The sequence below is a fragment of the Salmonella sp. SAL04213 genome, from assembly GCF_046550535.1.
Classification (GTDB): domain Bacteria; phylum Pseudomonadota; class Gammaproteobacteria; order Enterobacterales; family Enterobacteriaceae; genus Salmonella; species Salmonella enterica.
On record NZ_JBGDXS010000009.1, the window covers coordinates 58,286 to 82,402 of the forward strand.

The following is a 24,117-nucleotide window of genomic DNA, read 5'->3' on the forward strand; positions in this document are numbered from 1 at the left end:
AGAGATAATCTTAAAAAAATAATCAAGATAATATGTGATTTATTTTGGGGGATAGGCTGATAACTCTGAGTAAAGAATATCAGAGACTGTACATGAAATTATTAATCCTTCGTTGAATAAAAGCCGGGAAATCATTATAGGCGGATAACCGCATCACGGAAGATATGTAGTAACTGTACCGGTATGACTGTTACGGGAGGCTGACGCCGGAGCAGATGGCGGGACAATTGGAGCTGGAGTACACACCCCCAAAGGAAAGAGAGGTTTGTGCGTATTATTCATTGTGTGATCATAGCGGTACAGGTACTTCTGCTGGTTTGTTATTCACACTATCAGCCCCTGATGCTGATTTATCACCAGGAATATCAGAGTCTGGAGGGGATTCTTATGGGGCACTTCTTGCGGGAGTGGCTTATACAGATGCTCGTAATAAAAATGATAGTTATAAATATACAAAAGGTGTGAGTATGGGACCCGGATTTGGAGACTGGGGGGAACTCACATGCTCCCGGCATTCGAGGTGTCTATCGGAGATTTTCGATCTGATGGATAAGGAATATGATTGGTTATCAGGTGAATTCAAGTGAAAAGAAATAGATTTTTTCTATCGTTACTATTTATGGTGTTGATTGTGTTGTTCGTTATTCTATTTTTTACATGGTTAGGTAGAGAGAATATTAAAAATGATAGCGCTATTCGAGAAGTTGCGAAAGAAGAAGTTGATAAGCTTTTTTCTCTTTATAATAAAGGGGAGTATGCTGAGATATATGATTTGTCATGTGACTCTTTCAAAAATGCCACTGCGAGAAAAGATTTTTTAACAGTTATGGGAACTAAAATGAAAATACTCGGTGAATTTAAAGGGCGAAAACTTCAATATAGTAATGTCATTAATTCAAAATCCGTGGAGTTATATTATAGAGTGGACTATATTAACTATTCTTTAATTGAAGAATTTAACTATATTAAAAATGATGGACAAAAAATATGCTTGCAAGCAATGTTTACGGATGATGCGGGGAAACATGGGGAGGTAATTAAATTACATTAACGTGTGATAACTCCAGTTAGAGCCTATCCCAATGCGATGAAGAATTGGGGCTGTATTATAACTAGCACCGTTCTATAATCCGGGACTGGGAAGGTATATTACGCAGATCCAATAGGGCTGAAAGGGGGATGGAACCGATATCATTCTCCGCTGAATCCTATTACAGATAGTGATCCTCTTGGCCTTATTACTTGTGGTGCTGATAGAGGTGATTCTGGCAAGTTATTAAGATGAAAAATGGTTGAAAATAATTGCGTTAGTGAATGCTCATTTATGCCTTTACCTACAAAAAGTAACGGATTTGCTTGCTGGAATTGTGTTAACGAATGCAAATAAAATCAAGGCTGTTGATGTTTTTACTACAGGAATAAGTATGGTTAACGATAAGGATACAGCTATATTAATTAGTGAGTTAATGTTGAGATTCGGTAAGGAACTTGATGAATCTGTTGCTGTTGTTCAGTCCCGTTGTGATGAGGATGAATTTAATGTATATCGAGAAACGGTTGGTTTTATCATGGGTGAAATGCTTATTAAAATAATGAATCCATTATATGAAAAACATCCAGAAATAAAACCAAAAGGATTGAAATAAAACATCTGGAACCGGATGAATAATGTGTAAAAGCCGGAGGGGTTATCTTTTCCCGGCTTTTTATTATCAATTACTCATTAACTCCTGTTCCGTTCTTTTACGTTTAATCACCGGAATATCCCCGGTATCGTTCAGCGCCCCCAGAAATTTTTTTAACCACTGTTCTGCATTCCGTTTATTAATGCGGGTTACACCCATCCCTTCAATACAGCCAAAGAGTCCGCGGGTATGCTGCGGCGTGATCACGATGCAATCCCTCATTACCCGCACCTTGACGGGCATCCCGTTAATAAACCCCGCCTGCGGCATCCATTCACCGTACAAACGAACTGAAAGTCTCTCAACGCGTGAGTATGTAAGTATCCCGCATAATCGAGCCATTCACATTTAGAGATCATCCGGCATAATCAATCTGCCAACGCAGGAGATCGCTGTGCGTAAAGCCCGTATTACTGCGCACCAGATCATCGCTGTGATTAGATCAGTTGAATCCGGACGGATTGTTAAAGATGTCTACCGGGAGGCCGGTATTTCTGAAGCCACCAGGGACAACTGGAAGTCTGGATACGGCGGCATGGAAGCTTCTGATATTAAATCTTGAGGATGTCAACGCCAGGATTTATGGTCGTTTTTCGCTATTTTTAATGTCCGCTGTTTGATCACTTCTGCTGTCCGCTTTCCGCCATTTCATCTTCACTGATTGGCGTTGCGCTTTTGGTCAGCGCCCCGACTTTGCGTTTTTCCTTCAGTTGGTAACTTTCTCCTTTGATATTCAGTGTGGTTGAGTGATGCAGCAGCCGATCCAGGATCGCTGTTGCCAGCACGTTATCACCGAACATCTCTCCCCAGTCTGCGAAGCCTTTGTTTGACGTCAGGATAATGCTCGCTTTTTCATACCGTCGGTTCAGCAGTCGGAAGAACAGACTGGCTTCCTCACTGGTCATTGGTAGGTAACCTATTTCGTCCAGGATCAGCCCTCGCGCATAGCTCAGTTGTTGTAGCTGGCGCTCCAGGCGGTTTTCCAGCTTCGCTTTCATCAGCGTCTACCAGCCTGTCCTGCGGCATGAACAACACCCGATGGCCCACATCTGCCGCTTTCACACCGGGGGCAGCGGCCAGGTGGGTTTTCTCCACTCCGGGGGCCCCAGCAGGATCACATTCTCGCAGCGCTCCACGAACGCCAGACCGGCCAACTCCCGGACGACCTTACGATCGATGCCTGGCTGGAAGCTGAAGTCGAACTGCTCCAGCGTTTTGACTCATGGCAGACGAGCCTGTTTCAGCCGGGATTCCATTCCGCGCTGATGTCTGCCGTTCTATTCCTGCTGTAGCGCCATGCACAGGAATGTCGACTTATTTTTGGGCTGACAGAGGCATTGGTCGTTAAGACTTGTATATTCATGTTGCTTACTCGCACAAAAGGGGGAAAGGAACCGTAAACAACATTGACAGGTAAGGGACTGGCATCAATTTGAATGGTGTTTTTTTATAACATTATGTTTTAAAAGGTGAATTATATTTTCATGGTGAATTATTCTGTTTTCTATTGTTGTTTATGGAGTATTTAACCAATATTTCGGCTAAAAACAGTGTATTATATTGATTACACTTTGCTGGAGAGGTGTAAACATCAAGCATAACCATATGATGTATATTAGTTTTTGTTTGCTGATATCATATTTTTAACAGATATTGAGCAAGTAAATCTGATCTAACTGTAACTTTAGTTTTCTAAATTAATTACCTTGCTTACTTTTTTTTACCTGGTTTTGTAAAACCTCATAATGATCAGTCTATTTGTGGCTTTGTTTAAGGTTTATTTGGTTTTGTAGTCTGAATTGTATCTCCCTCCTGGAGGGCTTTCTTTAGATTCTCTGTCTCCTACGTTGTTATGTTACGTATTTGTTGCTTTGAAGGGGGTGAAAATACAGTTCCATTTATCTGAGTAAGTCAGGTACACAGTAACAACTTTCTTATAAAGAATTTCCAAAATTTTTACTGCGGCGTTATTAATTGTTCAGCGATTCTTACAGATCTGTCGTTCGCTTTTGGTGAATGAAATCCGTGGACTTTTATTTACTAATTTTTCCTTTCCTGAAAAAAACAGAGGTATTGAGCGAAAAATTTTATTCCGTATGATGCCCTCCACACAAAATGTATTAACACTGAATCGTAATTTGCTTCTTTATGCTGATAACTTTCTGTCTATGCTAATACTAAAATTTAGATGACTTTTATACGGTAAAATCTGGTATGAATTTTAAAGATACTCTTCCCGGGGTGTTTCTCTGTGTCGCTATGTTTGCATGTGGTCATGCCAGGGCGAATATGCTCGTTTATCCCATGGCGGCAGAAATTAATAGTAGCCGCGAAGAGGCCACCTCGCTGTTCGTCTATTCTAAATCAGATCATGTGCAATATATTCGAACAAGAATCATGCGTATTGAACACCCTGGTATGCCACAGGAGAAGGAGGTACCAGCAGGGAATGATATAGAGACAGGACTTGTTGTCTCCCCGGAGAAATTTGCCCTTTCCCCGGGAACAAAAAAAACAATACGTGTTATCAGTACTCAGGCACCGGAAAGAGAGGAAGCCTGGCGGGTATACTTCGAGGCTGTTCCTGAACTGGAAGATGATCCACAGGCAGGCGGAAAGCAAAATTCATCCGTAAGTGTGAATCTTGTCTGGGGGGTGTTGCTGCGTGTTTCTCCGTCAGACCCCAGGCCTGCGCTGGTAACGAACGGTCACCACCTGCTGAATACGGGAAATACCCGGCTTTCTCTTATTCGGGCCGGCAACTGCGACACCACATGCCACTGGCAGAATATAGACAAAAGTATTTATCCCGGCGGGAGTGCTGATATTCCGGCCGGAATAAAAAGTAATGCATTTCGTGTGGAATATCGTACGGGTGCAAATTCACCGGTAATCTCTGCTGATTTAACAGCAGCCGGAAAGTAAAAACACACGGAGCGTACGCTATACCCTACATTTATTCTCAGGGGGAGCGGATGTATACCGAGTGTACATATATCACTGTAATAAACAACAAAGCAAGGTTATTTTTTATGAACATGAAAACATCTTTTATTGCCGCAGCTGTGGCATTGGCCACCGTTTATTCTTTTTCTGTTTCTGCGGTTCAGAAGGATATTACCGTCACTGCCAATATTGACAGCACACTTGAACTGCTGCAGGCCGATGGTTCATCCCTCCCGTCGACTATGAAGCTGGATTTCATGCCGGGTAAGGGCCTGGTCCATAAATCACTCCAGACCCGCCTTTACAGCAACGATCAGACCAAGTCGGTTAATGTAAAACTGTTGAATGCTCCACAACTTATCAACGTCCTGGATCCCACCAAAACCATTGATATGGAAGTGACTCTGGGAGGACGGTCACTGACCACCACCAATTCTGTACTGGAAGCTAAAACCCTGTTCCCGGACGGAAAAACTGGCGATGCTTCAGCTCCGCTGAACCTGGATATTGGTCAGAAGGCTGGAGCAGCCTTACAAAACCTGCCTGCCGGTGAATACAGCGGATTGGTCAGTCTGGTGATTTCACAGGCTGTCACTGCCGGCTAATAACCGGTTATTAGCTCTTCATCTGATCCGGTTTTGGGGTGTCACCGTTCGTACCTGAACCGGATCCGGTATTGATCTTATTATTCATTGCAATTCAGGTCTCTTTACGTGAGTCGTTATTTCTGGATGTATTATTTACTGGGGTTGTGCAGTTTTACCAGCCAGGCAACTCTTATTCCCCCTCCTGGATTTGAATCTCTGCTGGAAGGACAGACTGAGCAAATTGAAGTGTTGCTACCAGGGCATTCACTGGGATTATTTCCGGTGGTGGTTAAACCGGACACCGTGCAGTTCATGTCCCCATTGATGGTACTTGAAAGCAGTGGGCTTGCCGCGTTGCCGGCCGCAGAACGGCAAAAAGCGCTGGCTGCACTCAGCCGTCCGTTGCTACGTAACAGCAATCTGGTCTGTGGTGTCTCAGAAGCAAAAGACAGCAGCGAGTGTGGTTACGTGGCAACAGATAAAGAGGATGTTGCGGTTATTTTTGATGAGAACAACGCTCAGTTATCTTTGTTTCTTAACCGGGACTGGTTGCCGGATGAAGAACGACGTGATAAACGCTGGCTGACTCCGACCCCGGAGGGTGTCAGCGCATTTATTCACCGCCAGACGCTGTATCTGAGTGATGATCTCCACAGTCGTAATATGACACTGAATGGTAGCGGTGCCCTGGGGCTTGGTGATGGTCGTTATCTGGGAGGCAACTGGGCGGCTATCTGGAATCAGTCAGAACATTACAATAACAGTCAGGCCTGGTTTGACAATCTGTTTGTCCGTCAGGATCTCGGCAATCAGTATTATCTCCAGGCTGGTCGGATGGATCAGCGGAATCTGTCCAGCGCCACGGGGGGGGATTTTGGGTTCAGTCTGCTTCCCCTGAGCCGGTTTGATGGATTACGAACCGGGACCACCCAAGCTTATGTTAACCATGAGGTGGACCAGAATGCCACTCCGGTTATGGTTCAGGTTACCCGAAATGCCCGTATTGATATTTATCGTGGCAGCGAGTTGCTGGGGAGTCAGTTCCTGACCCCGGGAATGCATACCCTGGATACTCACTCTCTTCCACCGGGAAGCTATCCTCTGGCGTTGCGGGTGTATGAGGATGGGATTCTGCGGCGAACGGAGACCCAGCCCTTCAGTAAGGGGGGCAATAGCTTCAGTGCACAGACCCAGTGGTTTATTCAGGGCGGGCTGGAAGATACCGGGGATAAAGCCAGCCATTATGACGGTGAGACTGTCATGGCTGCCGGATTCCGAACTGGGCTGCGGAAAAATATCAGTCTGACCGAAGGTATCTCTCTGGCACATGAGGCCTGGTACAGTGAAACCCGACTGAATTCACAGCATGCAGTGCTGGATGGCACGCTGGACCTTTCTGCCGGGATACTGCATGGGACAGACAGCACGAGCGGTAACACTGAGCAGGTGACATACAACGACGGATTTTCCGCGAGTCTGTGGCGTAACCATACGGAAAGTGATGCCTGTAGTGGTCGTCATCCACAGTCAGTGCATGCCAGTATGACCTGCCAGACTTCGATGAACGCCTCCCTGTCGGTTCCGGTGGGGAACTGGTATGCCCTACTGGGATACAGTACCAGCAGGACAGAAGGTCGGCCGGTTTACCGGGGATATGATGATAACAGTGACAAAGAAAATGTGTTCTGGCGACAGGCATACATCCCTGCCTCTCACCGCGAATCTGCTCAGGCTAGTGCAACGTACAGCCTTAATATGGCTGGCATGAATATTAATACCCATGGGGGAGTATGGCGAACCCGAAATGACGGAGTGAATGATGATGGCTTGTTTATGAGTGTCAGTGTGTCATATGCCTCTCAACCACCGACAATGACTGGCAGTAATGGGTATACCTCAGCCGGGACCGATATTCACAGTAGCCGGAATCAAAAAACACAGACGTCCTGGAATGTGAACCATGTGAGATCCTGGCAGCAGGATCTGTATCGTGAACTGTCGGTGGGTTTCTCCGGTTATAACGACGACAGCTGGAGCGGGAGTCTCGGCGGACGCATGAGCGGCCGTATGGGTGAACTGAGCGCCACTATCAGTAACTCCCATCAACGTAATGCGGGCAGCGCCAGTTCACTCACCGCTGGCTACAGCTCGTCTCTGGCGTTATCCCGTAATGGACTGTTCTGGGGAGGTGGTCAGGACGGTGAACCGGCCTCTGGCATGGCGGTGAACGTGGAGTCAGAGGGGGACGAGGGCAGTAGCGGGAAAGTAGTCAGCGTTCGTGGCAGCAGCCAGCCGTTCAGTCTCGGTTTTGGTCAGCAGTCGCTGTTGCTGATGGAAGGCTATAACGCCACGGAGGTGACCATTGAGGATGCAGGGGGTAGTTCACAGGGTATGGCAGGCGTAAAAGCGGGAGGGGGAAGCAGGCGTTACTTCCTGACACCCGGGCATCTGCTGGTTCACAACATCAGCGCCAGTATGAGCCGACTGTACGTTGGCCGCGTACTGGACAAGGATGGCAGACCGCTGCTGGACGCACAGCCACTGAACTATCCATTTTTGTCGTTGGGACCTTCCGGGCGATTTAGCCTGCAGAGCGAGCATAAAGAATCCAGCCTGTGGCTGCTGTCAAAAAACAGGATCCTGCGTTGTCCGATGTCAGTACATAAACGTCGGGATGTTATGCAGGTAGTGGGTGATGTGCGGTGTGAATTAAGTGACGTGGATGCCCTGCCACAGGCGTTGCAAATATCGCCGCGGGTCATCCGTTTACTGAACGTTGCTGGTCTGCTGCGCCATTCCGTTCAGGAAGCCTGACGTAGAGATAAAGGCGTTAACTATGAGTAATAAAATGAAGTGGACGAGTATGACAGCCCATTGGTCAGCAATTATTAATTTCATCCGAAAATACGTTCGCTCTGCAAGGATGGTTGCAATTCATCTTCTGGTACTGTGGTTACCTGTTTCAGCTCAGGCTGAAAGGGAGAGCGACTATTCATGGAACCTGCCAGTCTCTGGGAATATAGACCTGAATGCACTCCCTGAACAACAGGATATATGGTCTATTAAGGTAGTCCGAAGGGATTTCGGTCTAGGGTACTTTTCATTAATGTGCCTGTCTGAAAACGATGATGTTTTCGGAAAATGCCGGACAAGGGTTCCAGACGGTGTGTGTGCTCAACCTTTCCAAAACGTGCCATTACGGTTTACGCGGCAGGGTAGTGGTGAGACGATTACCCTGACCGTGGCAGGTAGGTTTGCTAATCATGATGAGGGATTTGCAGGATCGGTGACCTACAGCGAGATGGCGGATCACGTCATTATAAAAACATGGATTCTGCGTGAGGAGTTGAAAAAAATCCCGACTACCGGCATCTGGACTGCGCATCTGCAGATGCGATCTTTGCGATGGTGGAATATTCCAATCGGTAGTTTAGTGTCGGATATCACGCTGAATGTAACAGACCACTTTGCAGAAAATGCGGCTATTTACTTTCCGCAGTTTGGTACTGCAACCCCTCGTGTTGACCTGAATCTTCACCGGCTGAATGCCTCACAAATGTCGGGCAGGGCTAATCTGGATATGTGTCTGTATGACGGAGGTGTGAAAGCCCGTTCATTACAGATGAAGATAGAAGGAAGCAATAAGTCAGGTACGGGATTTCAGGTTATAAAGAGTGATTCTGCTGATACGATTGATTATGCGGTCAGTATGAATTATGGGGGACGAAGTATTCCTGTCACCCGTGGCGTGGAGTTCAGTCTGGATAACGTGGATAAAGCAGCAACGCGTCCGGTGGTACTTCCCGGGCAACGGCAGGCGGTACGTTGTGTGCCAGTGCCCCTTACCCTGACAACACAACCCTTTAACATCAGGGAGAAGCGTTCTGGTGAATATCAGGGAACGCTGACAGTGACAATGCTGATGGGAACACAAACCCCCTGACAGTAATTATTTATTTTATTGATATCTTTCTTATATGGTTTTTTAAATCAGAGTTCTCTTTATATACTTGTTTTATTTAATAAAGAGAATCTATTCACTTATGAAAATCAATGCGTGAGGTTCTGCTTTCCTATGACTGAGTATTTAGATGATAAAGATAAAGAATTATTGAAAGAAATCCAAAAAGATTGTGCGCAAACTTTATGGCAACTTGCATATAAAGTGGGACTTACGCCCACACCATGTTTCAAACGTTTAAAAAAACTTAAAGACAGGGGGGTTATCATTGGTCAGTTCGCTTTATTGGATAAAGAAAAACTAGGTCTTTCACTTAATGTCTTTATTATGATTAACATATCTGAGGAGCAATACGCTAGTATTTCTGAGAAAATAAAGTCAATGCCTGAGGTTATTGCCTTTTATCGAATTTCTGGATCATTTAATTATTTAATGCATACAGTATTTACAGATATGAACGATTACTATAGTTTTTATGAGAAAATAATATTAACTAATTCTTCAATTAGTGGATCTGCATCGAGCTTTGTTCTTGAGCAAATAAAGGAAACAAACGAACTACCAGTGTGAAAGTGTGATGTGTACTTACTGATTTAATACATTATTATCCTTCTTACGGAACAACAACGGCAGATTGCGGCTGTTGAACAAGGATTTTAATCAGCAGTGGTGAAATTAAGCGGCACAGAATAACACAGCGGAATATCACATGGTTAAATATCACCCCGTGCATGTAACAAAAAACCGCATTAAAACAGATGATGTTACTGATATTTATTTCGTTGAACCCTTCTGGAAAGAAGGCGAAAACAACATAATTGAGTCATTGATGTTTTTTGAAGAGTTACAAAAGTCATTTAATTTATTCAACCATAAATATGGGTTAAATAAATATATACTCAGGATCCCCTGGGAATTTGTGCTCATACATATGGAAAGGATCAGTAAATTAAATAGCGTCGGGTTATTTGCTGTTTCTGTTGACTTTAATAACAACCACAAATTTCTGAGCGAGTACATCAGGAGTCGCAGAGATTATGGTATGGAAGTTTGGTTTGATTTTTGTGGTAAACATTCTTATTCCAGTGAAATTAAAAACCTTGGGTTCTTTTTTCAGGCTTGCGTAGTGCCTCGTGATCCTAATTTTATTAGTAGTGTTTATCATTATCATAAGTTCCAAAAGATTCTTGTCGGGGATATAAATGATGTAGAACAGAGGGCCGTGTACCAGAACGAAGTTGATTACATGTATGGAATGCAATGGCCATCGTCATATGACGGTTTTTTCTTTCGGGATCATAAAAAAAATGAAACTTGGTGTATATAACAGAAGGAGTGAAAATTTGAATCAAAAATATCTTATTTATTTTTTGTTTAATTATTGTTTTGTTTTTTTATTACGATTAAATATAAAGAACATCATTGTTCGTGTGGTGGGGAGGCTGGAAGTTTAGGGGATGACCGTTTATCAACAATTTTATTACAGCCACCATACGAATGGTTTATATATGCACTAGATGTATTATTTTAGTTTAATATATCGATGGTTACTATTTGCATTGATGATGTTCCGTTATATTAAGGAATATACATCTGTATCTCTTTATACGCACGCTCACATTACTAATCATTATTAATATGAGTGTGGTTCTTGTTTTACGCATGCATGGTTGCATGTGACGTTAAATTTAAATGAGCTGACTGTATGAATTCTAAATACTTTAGAGAGGTGTTTTTTGTCTCGGTAGTTGTTATATTATTATTTTATTTGGTGTTATTTGCAGCCAGTGCTCATGCTGAAGGCGGCTTCAGCTCTGGAGGCATTGGGTTATTTATGACGGGAACAAGAGAGATGCTACTGTAGAGATAATAAATTCTGCTAAAGATTCCCCAATTCTTGTGCATTGACATCCTCCACGTCCTGAAGGGCGTGGGTTCCTGCTTCAACGGGCGGCCTGACTGCACGCTCCTTCCACAGGCAAGCACGGCGTGTCCCGCTCTAAAATGTTACGCGCGCCGTTTACATCGGCGTTCGCAGTATATCTTCATACCAGACACTTGTAAGTATCTCGCATAATCGTGCCATTCACATTTAGAGATCATACAACAGGACGGGGCTGTTTTTGGGCAGCCGGAAGTTAAGCCCATACCAGAAACGTTGCAGTGTACTGAAAAATGGCGCCAGGTTGCACCTGTTCAACGATTTTCTGAAGGCGCAGGAGTATTCATTACTGATATCCTCCATTGCGCCTTCGGGAACCCACAGAACCAGCTATTTTACCGATAGTGTTTAAAAGGCGTAAGTAATGCCGAGCATGAAGTCATTGGAGGCAGCCTTTGTGTCTGCATCATAAGCGGTATGTTCATCACCAGCATAGTGATTTTTTGAAATGCTTACTTTGCCTGCATTAATGTATTTATAACTGGCGTCAATCATAATATTATCTGTTACAGCATATTTTGCACCGATACCTGCGCCCCAGGCAAAGTTATTTTTTGAAGCAGACAGAGTTTCATTAATACCAAAACCAACAGGAATGGTGTTATTACTTAGCTTCACATGAGCGAGGCCAACGCCTGCGCTGATATAGGGTGTAAATGCCGTACTATTGTGAAAATCATAATAGCTATTAACCATGTAAGTGGTCATTCGGACCTGATTTTTTACATTTATGTGTACTGGCTGACCAAATGCAATAATATCCTGCCCGCCTTTAGCATCCGTCTCACCTCTGAAAGTGGTATCCAGTTCTAAACGTACTGGAAGCTGGAATGGATCATAAAAGTCATAACCGATAGCAACCCCGCCGCCAAAAACGCCTTTGGTACGATCAGGTAACGTTGCATGACCATTGACTATCTCATCCTGGCTGAAGGTTGAGTTGATTCCATAGACATTTACTACGGATGTCCCCGCTTTCCCGGTGATATAGATCCCTTCTTTTGCTGATGCAGTAGCGGACCAGGCTACCACAAGGGGAATGATGCAGACTGCGAAAAAGTTTTTCATTTCAGAACCTGCCTTAATATTGGGCTAAAAGACAAGTTTCACGGTATAGGGTGTGATATAACGATTACATAAACGAAGCCCAAAAAACGGTCTATTGTAACGCTGGGTTTTCTGTAAGCGGGTAAAAAATGAGATGAAGATTTTAAATAACAATACGATAATCGTCGGTATGGAAATCCATCTCCTCGCCAAATTGCCCCACGTACGGTTTCACTTCTACGTTATGTAACGGGTAGTGTTAGATAGAGCGATGCTGTAAGAAAAAGATGAAGATGAATTTGTACCCGACCTGGATAAAGCCCGTTATCCCGGAATAACGGGCAAAAATATTTACTCAAGTGCCTGGGCGAGATCTTGTTGTACCTGTTGACGCTGTTCTGGTGTTAAGACTTTGCTTAAATCAAAATAATATTTAACCCGATAATAGCGAGCCTGTTGTTCTATGTTACTGAAGGCTGCAAGCTGCTGTTTTACGGCGGCGTCATCCCATTTACCGGATTTAATCACCTCTATCAGCGCACCGTCTTTAATTCCCTTCATAGAAATCTGACTGACGTCGGTTTCCAGTTGTTGGTGAAGTTTTTTGATCCGGGTAATCTGATCGTTTGTCAGCTTCAGATGCTGGACAATAGGATCCTGGGCGGGCAGGGGAGGATTGGGGACAGCGGTGGCGAAAGCGCCAAAAGAAACGCCCGCCAGAGTCGCTGCCAGTAAAGTTGTGCGTACAAAGTTTTTCATGAAGATATCCTGATAAGGGAGTGATTAACCGTTTTTATTACCCACGAATGGCGAGCAATTATCTTAGAGCCTATCCCAGTAGGCGTTATTGGCGCAGCCAGTTTGGACACGGACAGCGCGCAAAAACCGGAGCGTACACGTAGTACGTGAGGATTTTGAGCACTGCCCAGGTCCAAAATGGCAAGTAAAATAGCCCTAATGGGATAGGCTCTTAGTCAGAATACGTTGCCTGCCACATTACGCCACGCGAATTTGTTTTACGGAGAGTTACGGAGTGAAACAATCCCGCCGCGGTGAGCGGCAGGTTGCTTACAAGGTGAATGGATCGGCATCGCGCCAGGCTGGAAATTTTTCGCGATAATCCTGCAAGGCGACGAGAGAAAGATCGGCATCGATACGTGTCGCCTGGTGTGGTTCGGCGGTGGCGATAATGTCGCCTTGGGGATTAATGATCCGGCTATCGCCGCGATAATGTAACCCGTTGCCATCGGTGCCAACCCGGTTGCAGCCTGCGACATAAGCCTGATTTTCAATAGCGCGCGCCGTCAGTAATGTTTGCCAGTGTAGCGAGCGCGGCGCGGGCCAGTTCGCTACATACAGCGCCAGATCGTAATCATTGCGGTTGCGCGACCATATCGGAAAGCGCAGATCGTAACAGATCAGCGGCAGAATGCGCCAACCGCGCCACTGCACGATGATGCGTTTATCGCCTGCGGCATAATGTTGATGTTCATCCGCCATACGAAACAGATGGCGCTTATCATAGAGATGAACCTTGCCTTCCGGTTCAACCAGTAAGAAGCGATTTACGGCGCCGCGCTCAGTTTGTAGCGCCGCGCTGCCGGCAATCAGAGCGTCAGTTTGTCGGGCTTTGGCCTGCATCCACGTAATCACGCTATCTTGCGAAAGTGAGTTATTAGCGGCCTCCATCGCAAAGCCGGTGGTAAACATTTCAGGCAGAACAATCACATCCCGGCCAGATACGAGCTCTAGCTGTCTGTCAAAATGACGCAGGTTTGCCGGGCCGTCCATCCAGACTAAAGGTTGTTGCAACAGAGTAATTTTCAAACCAGACACGATCGGAGCTCCTCATTGAACAGCGTCTTTACACTGTAGCATGAGCAATAATAAAAAAGCGGCAAGAAAAAGCCCCGCGAAAGCGGGGCAGGAAAGACGCGAGACTGATTATGCGGCTTCGACTTTACGCACTTTCTCCGGCAGCTTTACCGGTTTGGTCGCCAGCGCTTCAGGTTCAAAATCATCAACGTTGATACTGCGCAGGCGGCTCTCTTCCGCTTTCGCCAGGATGGCGGCTTCATCTTTATCTATAAGCCCTTTCGCCAGCGCATTGCGCGCCAGTTCATCCAGACGAGTAAACGGCAGATTTTTACCCAGTTCTTTGCAGATGCGCTGGTGGATAGGGTCGGCAGCGATGACATCACGCAGCGCTTCTTCCAGTAAACCGACCGGATTATGTTCGGCGGGCGTCAGATACTGACCGCGCCCAATGCGTGAACGTGTGGCGTTCGGCACCTGCAGGATCTTCGCCACGGCGTGATCCAGCTTATCAGACGGCGCCAGATAATGACGGCCAGTCGGGAAGATCATCGCGGTGAGCAATCCGGCCACGACGCGGTTCGGGAAGTTCTGCAGCAGATCGTCCATCGCTTGTTCAGCACGATACAGCGCATCCTGTACGCCCCAGTGCACCAGCGGCAGGTCGGCTTCGTGGCGACCTTCGTCGTCGTAACGCTTCAGTACGGCTGAGGCCAGATAAAGCTGACTCAACACATCGCCCAGACGCGCGGAGATACGCTCGCGGCGTTTCAGGCTGCCGCCCAGTACCGCCATTGACACGTCAGACAGCAGCGCCAGGTTTGCGCTCAGTCGGTTCAGATGCTGGTAATAACGCTTCGTGGCGTCGCCGGTTGGCGTATGGCTCGTTAATCCGCGGGTCAGGCCAAGCCAGAAACTGCGGACGGTATTGCTGCCGACATGGCCGATATGTTTAAACAACAGCTTATCAAAGGCATTGACATCATTATTCTGCGCTGCGGCCATCTCTTCCAGTACATAAGGATGGCAGCGAATGGCACCCTGACCAAAGATCATCATGCTACGGGTCAGGATATTCGCGCCTTCCACGGTAATCGCGATAGGCGCGCCCTGGTAAGCACGCGCCAGGAAGTTGCTCTCGCCCAGCATAATGCCTTTACCCCCAGTGATATCCATCGCGTCGATAATGGACTGCTGGCCGCGGTGGGTGCAGTGGTACTTCACGATAGCCGACAGTACCGCCGGTTTTTCGCCCAGCATAATGCCGTAGGTGATTAACGATGCGGCGGCATCCATCACATAAGCGTTACCTGCAATACGCGCCAGCGGTTCTTCAATACCTTCCATCTTGCCGATAGAAATTTTGAACTGACGACGAATGTGAGCATAGGCGCCGGTTGCCAGCGCGACGGATTTCACCCCGCCAGTGGAGTTGGACGGCAGGGTAATACCGCGTCCTACCGACAAACATTCCACCAGCATACGCCAGCCCTGTCCGGCCATTTTGGGGCCGCCGATAATATAATCAATAGGCACGAAAATATCGTTACCGCGGGTTGGGCCATTCTGGAACGGAACGTTAAGCGGGAAGTGACGACGACCAATTTCCACACCCGGCGTTGAGGTGGGGATCAGGGCGCAGGTAATACCCAGCTCTTCTTCTCCGCCTAACAATCTATCCGGATCGGAAAGCTTAAACGCCAGACCCAACACGGTAGCTATCGGCGCCAGCGTAATGTAACGCTTGTTCCAGGTCAGGCGCATACCCAGCACCTGCTGGCCCTGCCATTCGCCCATACAAACCACGCCGGTATCCGGAATGGCGCCTGCATCAGAACCTGCTTCCGGGCTGGTCAGTGCAAAGCAGGGGATCTCCTGGCCGCGCGCCAGTCGCGGCAGATAGTGATTCTTCTGCTCTTCCGTACCATAGTGCTGCAACAACTCGCCAGGGCCGAGTGAGTTTGGAACGCCGACGGTGATAGCCAGAATCCCGGAGACGCCGGACAGTTTTTGCAGTACACGGGACTGCGCATAAGCGGAGAACTCCAGCCCGCCGTACTCTTTTTTAATGATCATCGCAAAAAAACGATGCTCTTTCAGATAAGCCCACAGTTCCGGCGGCAGATCCGCCAGTTCATGGGTAATCTGGAAATCGTTCGCCATCCGGCACGCTTCTTCTACCGGGCCGTCGAGAAACGCTTGCTCTTCGGCAGTGAGTTGCGGTTGCGGATAGTTGTGCAGTTTTTTCCAGTCAGGCTTGCCCTGGAACAGATCGCCTTCCCACCAGGTTGTACCGGCATCAATCGCTTCTTTCTCGGTGCGCGACATCGGCGGCATGACCTTACGGAAGCCGCGGAACACCGGTGCGGAAATCATTGATTTTCGCATCGGTGTGAGGTTAAACGGCACGAGGATAATGGCCAGAGGAACCAACAGCCAGATGGACCACAGGCCAGCGACGCCAAGTGCGGCGGTCCAGGCGAGCAGAATCAGGCTGCTGAGAAATAAACTCACGCGGTGATAGAACAATGCGCCGAGCAGAACAACCGTAGCGATAATACTCAAAATCATCATAACGAAAAGCTCCCTTGCTTGTAGGAGGTCTGACCACTTGTGATGATTAGGTTGTAGTGGATGTAAAATTTTTTAGCAATGTGTTTACAAAATAATTACAACAAAGCTCACATTGTTGCCGTTTTTGGGGGCACGAAAAATCAAAAGCGTGAGGCGTTAATTCGGCTTATGCTTCTCGCCTGTACTGCTATCCGGTACACTGCATACTGTCATTTACATTCATGCTGAAGGATATCCTCATGTACCAGGATCTTATTCGTAACGAACTGAACGAAGCGGCGGAAACGCTGGCTAATTTTTTAAAAGATGACGCCAATATTCACGCTATTCAGCGCGCGGCGGTCCTGTTGGCTGACAGTTTTAAAGCGGGTGGTAAGGTACTTTCCTGCGGTAACGGCGGCTCCCATTGCGATGCGATGCACTTTGCTGAAGAGCTGACAGGTCGTTATCGTGAAAATCGTCCGGGCTACCCGGCTATTGCGATTTCTGATGTTAGCCATATATCCTGCGTCAGTAATGATTTTGGCTATGACTATATTTTCTCTCGTTACGTTGAGGCGGTAGGGCGCGAAGGCGATGTCCTGTTAGGGATCTCGACGTCGGGTAACTCTGGTAACGTGATTAAAGCGATTGCCGCGGCCCGTGAAAAAGGTATGAAAGTGATTACGTTGACCGGCAAAGACGGCGGCAAAATGGCGGGAACGGCGGATATTGAAATTCGCGTACCGCACTTCGGTTATGCCGATCGTATTCAGGAAATTCATATCAAAGTGATTCATATCCTGATTCAACTGATCGAAAAAGAGATGGTTAAATAACTATACCCGTCATACTTCAAGCTGCAGGTGAGTTGGTTGCGCTCAGAAACCCCAGTCACATAGTTATCTATGTTCCTGGGGATTTCCTCCCTTACCGCCTTCCTGCAACTCGAATTATTTAGGGTATAGCATATTGTTTTCTTTGATATTTTTAGTTTTGATTGGCTGTAAAAATTACGCCTTCCCGCTTAAGGCGTTTGTGGAGGTGATGTATGTGCGAACTGCTTGGGATGAGCGCCAATGTGCCGACGGATATCTGCTTTAGCTTCACCGGACTGGTGCAGCGTGGCGGCGGAACCGGGCCGCATAAAGACGGCTGGGGAATTACCTTTTACGAAGGAAAGGGCTGTCGCACGTTTAAAGATCCGCAACCGAGCTACCATTCGCCGATTGCGAAACTGGTACAGAATTACCCGATCAAGTCCTGCTCGGTTATCGCCCATATCCGTCAGGCTAATCGCGGTGAAGTGGCGCTGGAAAATACACACCCTTTTACCCGGGAATTATGGGGACGCAACTGGACTTATGCTCATAACGGTCAGCTCAACGGTTATAAGTCGCTGGAAACCGGTAATTTTCGTCCGGTGGGGGAAACCGACAGCGAAAAAGCGTTTTGCTGGCTATTGCATAAATTAACGCAGCGTTATCCCCGCACGCCGGGCAACATGACGGCGGTATTTAAATATATTGCGACACTGGCGACGGTATTACGTGAAAAAGGCGTTTTTAACATGCTGCTGTCAGATGGGCGATATGTGATGGCGTTTTGCTCAACCCATTTGCACTGGATCACTCGCCGGGCGCCGTTTGGCGTAGCCACGCTGGTGGATCAGGATATGGAAATTGATTTCAGCTCACAGACCACGCCAAATGACGTGGTTACCGTGATTGCTACCCAGCCGCTAACGGGGAATGAAACCTGGCAAAAGATTATGCCAGGCGAATGGGCGTTATTTTGCCTCGGAGAGCGTATAATTTGAGGCCAGCTGTGGCTGAACGACTTCGTGACTCAACGGTTTGCTCACGACGTAACGCCCATCAACGATAGAAACAGTTGGCGGCTTATGCGTTTGTTCAAAATAATCGTAGCCGGGTTTTAGCTGCGCCCAGAAATCTTTGTAATATGAATATTTATGACGCTGCATATTGGCGTCGGTCATCCGAAACGGATAAATACTCACCTGCACGCTCGGCTGACCAAAGACCAGCGCGGCGGTGACAAACTGGAAAATCTCATCAATGCCGCTGTCGGTCATGGCATAGCAGCCGACGGAAACACAGGCGCCGTGAATCATCAGATATTTACCATCATAGCCATGCGCGCGATCGTAGGCATTGGGAAAACCAATGTTGATGGCCTTATAAAAACGGCTGTCTGGCTTGAGTTGATTACGCTGAACGCTGTAAAACCCTTCCGGACTTTTAAAATCGCCCTGACGGCGTTTCGGGCCTAACCCGCCGGAATAGTTGCAAATTTTGTAGCTATCAAGCAACTGGTATTGCTCACCCATTTTGACGTAGAGATCAAGGGTGCGCTCTTCTTTAAAAATCTGAATATAGACCGGTGAGCCCATTAACTGCTGCTTATACTCTTTACTGACCGGCGTGACGGGGCTGCTGCTGCTCAGCAAACCGGCAAATGAGACGCACGGCATCAGAAGCATCGCAAGAAAAAATGCGATTTTACGCATACTGCTTGTTCCTTGATAAAACGGTTACACACGCCAGAACGGCAAAAGAGTCCCCAAATCGGAGTAATCTGGATTTGGAGCGCTCACATTAGCACCACGGCAGTTTTTCGCAAGTCCCCGTGTGTACGTTTACAATTTTCCCGCCGCTTTCGTCGTCATACCTTCGAATATGTCGCATTTTTAACGCGAATGTCTCTTTGCGCGCAATAAAACATACTGTACACTTAAACAGTATTGTGGGGGCGAGCGATGCGCAAAATCATACATGTTGATATGGACTGTTTTTTTGCCGCAGTAGAGATGCGTGATAATCCGGCGTTACGCGATATTCCCATTGCCATTGGCGGGAGTCGTGAGCGAAGAGGCGTTATCAGTACCGCCAACTATCCTGCGCGCCAGTTTGGCGTACGTAGCGCGATGCCGACCGCCATGGCGCTAAAGCTGTGCCCCCATCTCACCTTACTGCCTGGCCGCTTTGACGCCTATAAAGAGGCTTCGCGGCATGTACGTGACATCTTTTCCCGCTACACTTCACTGATTGAACCGCTCTCGCTGGATGAAGCCTGGCTGGATGTGACTGACAGCCCGCACTGTTATGGTTCGGCAACTCTGATCGCCAGGGAGATTCGTCAGACTATTTTCAATGAACTGCAACTCACCGCCTCCGCCGGCGTTGCGCCAGTGAAATTCCTGGCGAAGATCGCCTCCGATCTCAATAAACCGAACGGACAATATGTTATTACGCCAGCCGATGTACCCGGCTTTCTTAAAACGTTGCCGTTAGCCAAAATTCCAGGCGTGGGGAAAGTTTCCGCCGCCAAACTGGAAAATATGGGGTTAAGAACCTGCGGGGATATTCAACAGTGCGATCTGGCGATGCTTCTCAAACGCTTCGGTAAATTTGGTCGGGTATTATGGGAGCGTAGTCAGGGTATTGACGAGCGTGATGTTAACAGCGAAAGGCTGCGTAAATCGGTAGGCGTTGAGCGTACTCTGGCGGAGGATATTCATGAATGGTCGGACTGCGAGGCCATTATTGAACATTTATATCCGGAACTGGAGCGTCGTCTGGCTATAGTAAAGCCCGATTTACTGATTGCCCGACAGGGCGTTAAATTAAAATTTAATGATTTTCAGCAAACCACTCAGGAACATGTCTGGCCGCAATTAAATAAAGAAGACTTAATTACCACCGCCCGTAAAACCTGGGACGAGCGTCGCGGCGAGCGCGGCGTACGGCTGGTGGGGTTACACGTAACGCTGCTCGACCCTCAGTTGGAACGACAGTTGGTGTTAGGGTTATAAGTCAGGCCATTAATATTTTATCACTATTACGATTGCGCCATCTAAATTTCAGTATTACTATACCCACGTTTTCTCATTCTCAATAACTGCAAAGGAGGTTCATCATGACACTTTATTCTCTGAACGCACTTTGCAGACCTTTCCAGGATTAATTTTCTTTTATTGCCCTGGATTAGTCTGCCATTTCCTGATTTTTTAATTCATATATGGAATGGTATATGGGCAATTATATTCGTCCTTTATCAGATGTGGTATTTTCTATCGCATCGGATAACCTGTGGATCGAAGATTCCGCGATCCAACAATTATATACGACGGCTAAGTTAACCGGTATGAAACGCGTTATCGGGATGCCAGATCTGCATCCGGGGCGCGGCTACCCTATTGGCGCAGCCTTTTTCTCACGTGGACGTTTTTATCCGGCGCTGGTCGGCAACGATATCGGCTGCGGCATGGCGTTATGGCAAACGGATATTTTAGGGCGTAAATATAACGCCGATAAACTGGAGAAGCGGCTGGCGTCGCTGCCTGACGTGGCGGACGCGCAGTGGCTGGAGGAGAATGTCCCCGCCGCAATGCAGCATCATTCGTGGCGCTCTGCGCTGGGTTCTATTGGCGGCGGCAATCATTTTGCCGAGCTGCAACAGGTCGATCGCATCGTCGATGCTGATTCGTTCGCATTGTCAGGGTTAAAAAAAACGCAGTTATTACTGCTGGTACACAGTGGTTCACGCGGTCTGGGGCAAGCTATCCTGCGTCGTCATGTGGAGGCGTTTTCGCATAACGGTTTGCCGGAAGATAGCGACGATGCGCGCCGCTACCTTGCAGAACATGACGATGCGCTGGCATTTGCCCGCAGTAATCGCGCGCTGATTGCCCGCCGGATACTGCAACAGCTCAGGGCTGAGGGCGAACCGCGGCTGGATGTGGCGCATAACTTCGTTGAACCCTGTACTGTCGCGGGTGAGGCGGGGTGGCTGCATCGTAAAGGCGCTACGCCAGATGGGCAGGGACTGGTGATTATCCCCGGCTCGCGCGGCGATTATAGCTGGCTGGTGAAACCCGTCGTCAGCGAGGAGAGCCTCTTCTCCCTGGCGCACGGCGCGGGGCGCAAATGGATGCGTACCGAGTGTAAAGACCGGTTATCGGCAAAATTTACCCCGCGACAGCTCTGCCGTACCGGGATGGGTAGCCGGGTGATTTGCCGCGATCGCCAGCTCATTTATGAAGAAGCGCCGCAGGCGTATAAATCCATCGATAGCGTTGTGGATTGTCTGGCAGACGCCGGACTGATTACGCCAGTTGCCTGCCTGCGTCCGGTGCTGACGCTGAAAACCTCAGGGGAGAAAAGCGCATGATCTTACTGCAACTTTCTTCTGCGCAGGGACCGGACGAGTGTTGTCTGGCGGTAAAAAAAGCGCTGGATTGTCTGACGAAAGAAGCTGCCAGAGAAAAGGTATCGTTGACGCGACTTGAAACAGAGCCGGGACGATTACCAGACACGCTACGTTCCGCGCTGGTCTCGCTGGACGGCGAAAAAGCCATGGCTTTCAGTGAACGTTGGTGCGGCACGTTACTGTGGATTTGTACCAGCCCGTATCGCCCGCACCATGGGCGAAAAAACTGGTACGTCGGCATTGGGCGCTTTTCCGCCGACGAGCACATACAGTCTGATGAGATTCGTTTCGAGACTCTGCGCTCTTCCGGCCCGGGTGGGCAGCACGTTAATAAAACCGACTCGGCAGTGCGGGCCACGCACCTGGCGAGCGGGATTAGCGTGAAGGTTCAGTCGGAGCGCAGTCAACATGCGAATAAGCGTCTGGCCCGGCTGCTGATTGCCTGGCGGCTGGAACAGCAACGGCAAAATGAGTGTGCGGCGTTGAAGTCTGAAAGGCGTCTGTTCCATCATCAGATTGAGCGCGGCAATCCGCTACGGATATTTAAAGGAATGGCGTTTACGCCACAATAATTCGGTGCTACCAGCGCTGTTATAGGGCTGTCTGGCTATTCGCGTGTAGCCGCAGCGCTATTCAGCGCATCCAGGAGAGCTTATCTGGCAATGGATACCCGATATTCCATATTGATAGCCCGTCCAGAAATGGGACGGGCATTTTAGCGCTTTCTTACTTCGCAGGAATCGCTTTCAGCAATTCGGTCAGCAGAGTCCAGTAGTGGCCGACGCTTTCGATATGCACCTGCTCATCCGGAGAGTGAGGTCCGGTAATGGTAGGCCCAATAGAAACCATGTCCATATCCGGATAGGGTTTCTTAAACAGACCGCATTCCAGGCCGGCGTGGATAATCTGGATGTTCGGTGTTTTGTTGAACAGACGCTGATAGGTTTCCCGCACCAGGTGCATGACCGGCGAGTTCGCATCGGGCTGCCAGCCAGGATAGCTGCCTTTTGCTTCGGTTTTCGCGCCAGCCAGCTTGCCCAGCGAATCCAGCATACTCACCACATAATCTTTACCGCTGTCGATTAGAGAGCGAATCAGGCAGTGAATTTCGACATTCGCATCGGACATTGTGACCACGCCAACGTTCAGCGATGTTTCCACTACGCCTTTCGCCACGTCTGAATTGCGGATCACGCCGTTCGGCGTTGCGTTCAGCAGGCGCACAAAGGTATCGCGTGACGGCGCGGTCAATGCGGCTTTATCACTGGCAACCTCATTGAGTTGCAGCGTCAGGTTTTTCTCTTTTTCCGCCAGTTCGTTTTTCAGAATATCCTGGTAAGCGTTCACTAATGTTTTCAGAGCGCCTACGTTGTCTGCGGCAACGGCGAGGGTAGCGAACGCTTCGCGCGGAATCGCGTTACGCAGCGTGCCGCCGTTGAAATCGATCAGACGCAGATCCAGTTCTTCTGCGTGCCCGGCCAGAAAACGCGCCAGCAATTTGTTGGCATTGCCAAGGCCGAGGTGAATTTCACCACCGGAGTGGCCGCCTTTCAGGCCTTTCAGGGTTAGCTTAAAGCATGCAAATCCTGCGGGTACAGCTTCACGGGTCAACGGCAGATTAGAGGTAAAATCGATGCCGCCTGCGCAGCCCATATAGATCTCACCTTCTTCTTCAGAGTCGGTGTTGATCAGGATGTCGGCCTGCAACCAGCCGGACTGGAGGCCGAACGCGCCATCCATGCCCGCTTCTTCGGTCATGGTCAGCAGCACTTCCAGCGGGCCGTGGACGACATTATCGTCAGCCAGTACCGCTAACGCAGAAGCCATTCCAATACCATTGTCGGCGCCGAGCGTAGTACCGCGCGCTTTAACCCATTCGCCATCAATATAAGGCCGGATGGGATCTGTAGTGAAGTCGTGAACGGTGTCGCTATTTTTTTGCGGCACCATATCCAGATGCGCCTGTAAAACGACCGGCTTGCGATTTTCCATACCTGCAGTGGCGGGCTTACGGATCAGAATATTACCGACCTGGTCGCGATCCACGTAAAGGCCTTTCTCTTTGGCCCAACTCACAATATGTTCCGCGAGTTGCTCTTCGTGATAGGACGGGTGAGGAATAGAACAGATTTTGGCAAAAATATCCCACAAAGGTTGTGGTGATAACTGAGACAGTTCAGACACGATAAGTCTCCTTGGCGGTGGTCTGAAAAACGTTCTTACAGGCCACAGGGTTAGCGGAATTGATAACTCTTACGAGATGCGACTGAGAATACCACTTTCTCCGCCTGCGGGTAGTATAAAGCATACAAAAAGAGGCGTGGATTCCGCTAAACACTGGTTTTTAGC

The 24,117-nt window shown here is 48.1% G+C and carries 22 protein-coding genes and 4 pseudogenes; 17 read left to right on the top strand and 9 right to left on the bottom strand.

All coding sequences use genetic code 11. The features are described from left to right. The first annotated feature begins 215 nt into the window (after positions 1-215). The 4 genes and pseudogenes from ACLJPQ_RS18890 to ACLJPQ_RS18905 all read left to right on the top strand — a co-directional run bounded on the left by ACLJPQ_RS18890 (position 216) and on the right by ACLJPQ_RS18905 (position 1,646). Positions 216-587 (top strand): hypothetical protein, encoded by a 372-nt coding sequence (locus tag ACLJPQ_RS18890; protein WP_161594455.1) that lies wholly within the window; start codon positions 216-218, stop codon positions 585-587. Beyond that, on the top strand, positions 584-1,051 hold the full coding sequence (locus ACLJPQ_RS18895) for a sugar tyrosine-protein kinase (protein WP_000828182.1): 468 nt from the start codon (positions 584-586) through the stop codon (positions 1,049-1,051). Before ACLJPQ_RS18890 ends, ACLJPQ_RS18895 begins: the two co-directional genes overlap by 4 nt. Positions 1,052-1,080: 29 nt before the next feature. Beyond that, positions 1,081-1,237 (top strand): annotated as a pseudogene (locus ACLJPQ_RS18900) (RHS repeat-associated core domain-containing protein); the annotation flags it as partial. Between the two features lie 130 nt (positions 1,238-1,367). Continuing rightward, the gene (locus ACLJPQ_RS18905) at positions 1,368-1,646 is read left to right on the top strand and encodes a hypothetical protein (RefSeq protein WP_080184623.1); all 279 of its coding nucleotides are present in this window, start codon (positions 1,368-1,370) and stop codon (positions 1,644-1,646) included. Positions 1,647-1,712: 66 nt separating this feature from the next. Here ACLJPQ_RS18905 and ACLJPQ_RS18910 read toward each other — a convergent pair whose 3' ends face one another. Then, the gene (locus ACLJPQ_RS18910) at positions 1,713-2,027 is read right to left on the bottom strand and encodes a SymE family type I addiction module toxin (RefSeq protein ID WP_080184619.1); all 315 of its coding nucleotides are present in this window, start codon (positions 2,025-2,027) and stop codon (positions 1,713-1,715) included. 52 nt (positions 2,028-2,079) lie between these two features. Here ACLJPQ_RS18910 and ACLJPQ_RS18915 point away from each other — a divergent pair. Continuing rightward, a pseudogene (locus ACLJPQ_RS18915) lies at positions 2,080-2,241 on the top strand (transposase); the annotation flags it as partial. A 64-nt stretch (positions 2,242-2,305) separates the two neighbouring features. Here ACLJPQ_RS18915 and ACLJPQ_RS18920 read toward each other — a convergent pair. Beyond that, positions 2,306-2,896: pseudogene (locus ACLJPQ_RS18920) on the bottom strand (ATP-binding protein). Between the two features lie 1,003 nt (positions 2,897-3,899). On the opposite strand from ACLJPQ_RS18920, the gene tcfA reads away from it, so the two are divergent. The 6 genes from tcfA (at position 3,900) to tioA (ending at position 10,506) form a co-directional block, all read left to right on the top strand. Then, the gene (gene tcfA / locus ACLJPQ_RS18925; protein ID WP_001009507.1) at positions 3,900-4,610 is read left to right on the top strand and encodes a fimbrial chaperone TcfA; all 711 of its coding nucleotides are present in this window, start codon (positions 3,900-3,902) and stop codon (positions 4,608-4,610) included. A 50-nt stretch (positions 4,611-4,660) separates the two neighbouring features. Continuing rightward, a complete protein-coding gene (gene tcfB / locus ACLJPQ_RS18930) occupies positions 4,661-5,236 on the top strand; it encodes a fimbrial protein TcfB (protein WP_000287812.1) in 576 nt (191 codons plus the stop codon). Between the two features lie 108 nt (positions 5,237-5,344). Then, positions 5,345-8,032, top strand: coding sequence for a fimbrial outer membrane usher protein TcfC (gene tcfC, locus ACLJPQ_RS18935; RefSeq protein ID WP_023138327.1), 2,688 nt, complete (start codon positions 5,345-5,347; stop codon positions 8,030-8,032). Positions 8,033-8,054: 22 nt separating this feature from the next. Further along, positions 8,055-9,161 (top strand): CfaE/CblD family pilus tip adhesin, encoded by a 1,107-nt coding sequence (locus tag ACLJPQ_RS18940; RefSeq protein ID WP_023138326.1) that lies wholly within the window; start codon positions 8,055-8,057, stop codon positions 9,159-9,161. A 132-nt stretch (positions 9,162-9,293) separates the two neighbouring features. Beyond that, on the top strand, positions 9,294-9,749 hold the full coding sequence (gene tinR / locus ACLJPQ_RS18945) for an Lrp/AsnC family transcriptional regulator TinR (RefSeq protein WP_000141547.1): 456 nt from the start codon (positions 9,294-9,296) through the stop codon (positions 9,747-9,749). 139 nt (positions 9,750-9,888) lie between these two features. Next, positions 9,889-10,506: a protein TioA gene (gene tioA, locus ACLJPQ_RS18950; RefSeq protein WP_023138325.1), complete on the top strand. Its 618-nt coding sequence runs from the start codon at positions 9,889-9,891 to the stop codon at positions 10,504-10,506. A gap of 602 nt (positions 10,507-11,108) precedes the next feature. Here the strand turns inward: tioA and ACLJPQ_RS18955 are convergent. Continuing rightward, positions 11,109-11,221: pseudogene (locus ACLJPQ_RS18955) on the bottom strand (hypothetical protein); the annotation flags it as partial. A gap of 56 nt (positions 11,222-11,277) precedes the next feature. Here ACLJPQ_RS18955 and ACLJPQ_RS18960 point away from each other — a divergent pair. Continuing rightward, positions 11,278-11,466, top strand: a complete 189-nt coding sequence (locus ACLJPQ_RS18960) for a hypothetical protein (protein WP_031603244.1) — start codon at positions 11,278-11,280, stop codon at positions 11,464-11,466. 3 nt (positions 11,467-11,469) lie between these two features. Here ACLJPQ_RS18960 and pagN read toward each other — a convergent pair whose 3' ends face one another. The 4 genes from pagN to fadE all read right to left on the bottom strand — a co-directional run bounded on the left by pagN (position 11,470) and on the right by fadE (position 16,557). Further along, a complete protein-coding gene (pagN, locus tag ACLJPQ_RS18965) occupies positions 11,470-12,189 on the bottom strand; it encodes an adhesin/invasin protein PagN (RefSeq protein ID WP_079954830.1) in 720 nt (239 codons plus the stop codon). 330 nt (positions 12,190-12,519) lie between these two features. Next, positions 12,520-12,927: a Spy/CpxP family protein refolding chaperone gene (locus ACLJPQ_RS18970; protein WP_000788200.1), complete on the bottom strand. Its 408-nt coding sequence runs from the start codon at positions 12,925-12,927 to the stop codon at positions 12,520-12,522. 309 nt (positions 12,928-13,236) lie between these two features. Then, positions 13,237-14,004: an amidohydrolase gene (locus tag ACLJPQ_RS18975; RefSeq protein WP_000015789.1), complete on the bottom strand. Its 768-nt coding sequence runs from the start codon at positions 14,002-14,004 to the stop codon at positions 13,237-13,239. 108 nt (positions 14,005-14,112) lie between these two features. Then, entirely contained in the window at positions 14,113-16,557 is a 2,445-nt protein-coding gene (fadE, locus tag ACLJPQ_RS18980) for an acyl-CoA dehydrogenase FadE (RefSeq protein WP_000973041.1), read from the bottom strand. Positions 16,558-16,796: 239 nt separating this feature from the next. Between fadE and lpcA the strand changes: the two genes are divergently transcribed. Both lpcA and ACLJPQ_RS18990 read left to right on the top strand, forming a co-directional pair. Continuing rightward, positions 16,797-17,375: a D-sedoheptulose 7-phosphate isomerase gene (lpcA, locus tag ACLJPQ_RS18985; RefSeq protein WP_000284051.1), complete on the top strand. Its 579-nt coding sequence runs from the start codon at positions 16,797-16,799 to the stop codon at positions 17,373-17,375. Between the two features lie 212 nt (positions 17,376-17,587). After that, on the top strand, positions 17,588-18,355 hold the full coding sequence (locus tag ACLJPQ_RS18990; RefSeq protein WP_000333387.1) for a class II glutamine amidotransferase: 768 nt from the start codon (positions 17,588-17,590) through the stop codon (positions 18,353-18,355). Here ACLJPQ_RS18990 and dpaA read toward each other — a convergent pair. Beyond that, positions 18,326-19,066 (bottom strand): peptidoglycan meso-diaminopimelic acid protein amidase, encoded by a 741-nt coding sequence (gene dpaA, locus ACLJPQ_RS18995; protein WP_001225658.1) that lies wholly within the window; start codon positions 19,064-19,066, stop codon positions 18,326-18,328. The two genes, ACLJPQ_RS18990 and dpaA, sit on opposite strands and share 30 nt — an antisense overlap. 249 nt (positions 19,067-19,315) lie before the next feature. Here dpaA and dinB point away from each other — a divergent pair, with 249 nt between their 5' ends. The 3 genes from dinB (at position 19,316) to prfH (ending at position 22,340) form a co-directional block, all read left to right on the top strand. Continuing rightward, complete coding sequence (dinB, locus tag ACLJPQ_RS19000; RefSeq protein ID WP_001226204.1) at positions 19,316-20,371, top strand: DNA polymerase IV; 1,056 nt, start codon at positions 19,316-19,318, stop codon at positions 20,369-20,371. A gap of 218 nt (positions 20,372-20,589) precedes the next feature. Then, positions 20,590-21,729 (top strand): RNA ligase RtcB family protein, encoded by a 1,140-nt coding sequence (locus tag ACLJPQ_RS19005; RefSeq protein ID WP_000528878.1) that lies wholly within the window; start codon positions 20,590-20,592, stop codon positions 21,727-21,729. Continuing rightward, positions 21,726-22,340 (top strand): peptide chain release factor H, encoded by a 615-nt coding sequence (prfH, locus tag ACLJPQ_RS19010; protein ID WP_000602086.1) that lies wholly within the window; start codon positions 21,726-21,728, stop codon positions 22,338-22,340. Before ACLJPQ_RS19005 ends, prfH begins: the two co-directional genes overlap by 4 nt. Positions 22,341-22,494: 154 nt before the next feature. On the opposite strand, the gene pepD is transcribed toward prfH, so the two are convergent. Continuing rightward, positions 22,495-23,952, bottom strand: coding sequence for a cytosol nonspecific dipeptidase (pepD, locus tag ACLJPQ_RS19015; RefSeq protein WP_017442094.1), 1,458 nt, complete (start codon positions 23,950-23,952; stop codon positions 22,495-22,497). Between the last annotated feature and the right edge of the window lie 165 nt (positions 23,953-24,117).